General features: G+C 37.6%; 1 protein-coding gene. It reads right to left on the minus strand.

Annotated elements, in window-relative coordinates; all coding sequences use genetic code 11:
• Positions 1 to 3,279, minus strand: a 3,279-nt coding sequence (locus tag ACSVH2_RS14045; protein ID WP_438093809.1) for a beta strand repeat-containing protein, incomplete at its 3' end; no start/stop codon positions are given.
• Positions 3,280 to 3,712: the final 433 nt, after the last annotated feature.

Below are 3,712 nucleotides of genomic sequence, written 5' to 3' on the forward strand. Positions count from 1 at the left end.
GCTAGTAACCGTACTCGTGGTTAAACACGTACCACCAGTTACTGTAATAACTACGCTCACTTGATTGCCGTTGGCTAAGTTGCTAACAGCATATGTATTGGAAGCTCCATTTTGTACTGAAGTACCATTCACTCTGAAATCATAACTAACCGTACCACCTGCTATATTAGCTTCAGTAGCAGTAAACGTTACTGGAGTACCATAAGCAAAAGTGTTATCACCATCACTGCTGGTTAATGTTACTGTTGGGGTGGTATTTGGGTTAACAGTAATAGTAGCCAATGCTCCTGTAAAACCAGTGGTACGTATAGCGTTATTCGGATAACTTACAGAAACAAGGGTATAGGAAGTAGTACTAGTTACGGGATTGGTAAACACACTGAATGGAGTTCCACTCACAACACCCGTAGCCGTTCTGTCTGCCGTACCGTCATTATACACAACGGTAAAAGGACCTGTTCCTGAAGTAGCTTGAAAAATTAATTGACCAATTTCAGAGGTACAAAGAGCACCACTAGATAGTAAACTACCTTGAGGCAAATCTAGTTGCCTAAGTACCGAAACATAGAAACTGCTAACCGTAACTATATCGGGTTTTCCATCGCCATCTATATCTCCTATACTCCCCGAAAAAGGGCCTGAACTCACAGGAAAATCGACCTTAGTTGCAAAGGTAACAGTGCCCGAAGTAGAAGTATTACGAAATACCGACACGGTACTGACACTATAATTAAAAACCGCCAAATCAGGTTTGCCATCTCCATTTATATCTCCTAAAGATAAATCATACGCTGTACTTGCTGTAAAATCTACTTTTGCAGCAAAACTGATTATACCTGTTGTTGAAGTATTTCTTAAAATAGACGCTCCACCACCATTTCTGACAGCCAAATCGGGTTTTCCATCTCCATCTATATCTCCCATGGCAACAGAAAAAGCTGTTGCCCCTGTTACAAAATCAACTTTAACAGCAAAACTAAAAATAGCAATACTAGAAGTATTGCGTAATATGGATATAGTACTACTATTACTATTAACTATTGCCAAATCGGGTTTACCATCATTATCAATATCTCCAATGGCTACAGAATTAGGAGTTACACCTACGGAAAAATCAACTTTAACAGCAAAATTAACTATTCCAGAAGTTGAATTGTTTCGAAATAACGATACAGAGTCACTAAATCCATTTGTAACAGCTAAATCGGGTTTACCATCGCCATTTATATCAGCAATATAAACCGATGTTGGATTATCTCCTGTTATAAAATCATTTTTTGCAGCAAAATTAACGAGACCAATAGTAGAAGTATTCCTTAATACTGTTACCGTATCACTTGAGTCATTAACCAAAACTAAATCAGACTTACCGTCTCCATCTATATCTCCAATACGCACATTATTAGGACGGTCACCTGTTGCAAAATCAACTTTATTAGCGTAACTAACTGTGCCAGATGTTGAAGTGTTCCTATAAATAGATATTGTTGCGCTATTACGATTAGTCACCGCCAAATCAGCCTTACCATCGCCATCGATATCACCAATACTTACTGATTTGGAATTAGTGCCAGCAGCAAAATCTAATTTATTTGCAAAGGCAATATTACCATCAAGAGTAACTATAAAAGGCTTAGCAGAATACCCCGTTAAATTAACCGCCAAATTCGTAATAGATATATTTTGATACGTTGCTCCTAAAGGAACCATTACCGTTAAACTAGTAGCGGTGGCAGCAGTTACAGTAGCTTTTGTAGCACCAAAGTAAACGATGTTTTGTGCTGAAGTAGGGTCAAAACCTGTACCGGTTATGGTTACGCTGCTGCCAATAGCACCTGATGCTGGTGAAAAAGTCGTAACAGTAACAGGCGGAACTTGACCGATGATAGATACCGTATTGTTGCCTGCATTAGTCACTGCCAAATCGGGTTTGCCATCGCCATCTATATCTCCTATAGATACTGAATTGGGGGTTGAACCTGTTGTATAACCCACATTAGCTGCAAAACTTGCAGTACCTGAGATGGAGGTATTGCGCATTACGGATATAGTGTTGATGCCTTGATTAGTCACAGCCAAATCAGGTTTGCCATCGCCATCTATATCGCCTATGGTTACTGATGTTGGGAGAGAACCTGTTGCGAAATCAACCTTGACAGCAAAACTCACTGTACCCGATACAGAGGTGTTACGCAATACAGATACAGTATTGCTGCTTACATTAGTCAGAGCCAAATCGGGTTTACCATCGCCATCTATGTCTCCTAAACTTACTGAAGTAGGGTTTGTCCCTGTTGTAAAATCAACCTTAGTAGCAAAGCTCACTGTGCTTAAGGTAGAGGTGTTGCGTAAAACTGATACAGTGCTGCCACTACTATTAGCAGTAGCCAGATCAGGTTTTCCATTACCATCGATATCACCAATACTCACTGAATTTGGTCCTGATCCTGTTGCAAAATCTACCTTGGTTGCAAAACTTACTCCGCCTACTGTAGACGTGTTACGCAATAAAGATATAATGCTGTTAAGCCCACTTACAACAGCAAGATCAGGTTTGCCATCACCATTTATATCGCCAATACTTACATCACTTGGGAAAGAGGCTGTTGGCCATTTACCTATAGCAGAAAAACTCACAATACCTATAGTAGATGTATTGATAAATATTGAAACTCCATAACCATAATAAGAATCACCATTAGTCACTGCCAGATCGAGTTTACCATCTCCATTTATATCGCCAAGACATACTGAACTTAAATTAAAGCCTATAAATGGTAAATCAAACTTTGTTGCAAAACTTGTTGCGCTTGTGGAAGATATGTTGAGTAAAATCGATACGGTATTGCTGCCATTATCAGCTACCACAATTTCAGGTTTACCATCACCGTCTACATCTCCTATACTCACTGATTTTGGACTTGAGCCTACAGCGAAATCAACCTTGGGTACAAATTTAGTACTACCAACTAGTGTTACTATAAATGGTTTTAAAGAATACCCTGTTAAATTAACTGCTAAATTGGTAACTGATATATTTTTATAGGTAGCTCCTAATGGAACCATAACAGTCAAACTAGTACTACTAGCTGAAGTTACAGTAGCTCTTGTAGCGCCAAAAAAAACAATGTTTTGGGCTGCAGTAGTATTAAAACCTGTACCAGTAATAATTACACTGCTGCCAATGGCACCAGTTGCTGGTGAAAAGGTGGTGATTACAGGTTGCGCTGATACTAATACTGTAAAAAATAGCGTCAATAAAAAGTAATACTTTTTCATAATTACATAATAAAATTTTGCCTACACTTTACGGTTTTCGGCTAGCCCGTTTATTATACCATAGCTTTTTTTAGGACTATCGTTCGGAAAAGAAAGGAAAAACAATATCTGCACCTTTATTTTATAGTGCCTGTTTTGTTTAAGAAAGTCTAGAATAAATAAATGCAGCATTTATTTATATTTTCCAAAGATAAACATTAGCAACAAAGTCCATAACAAAAGCGTTAATAAACCATTAAATCCTTTTAAAAGTAATATTTCAGGAAGGAATATTTTTTAGGTGTCCTTTTTTCTCTTTTTATATCGTTTTTTGTTATTTTAATATTCAAAAAAAGGCTAAACAAAAAAAAGGGGCAATAATTAAATATTGCCCCTTTCAATTTTATTATAAAAAGTTAAAAATTATCGTTTCACAACTCTCAACGTCTTAACG

The organism is Flavobacterium sp. RSB2_4_14, assembly GCF_051547085.1.
Classification (GTDB): domain Bacteria; phylum Bacteroidota; class Bacteroidia; order Flavobacteriales; family Flavobacteriaceae; genus Flavobacterium.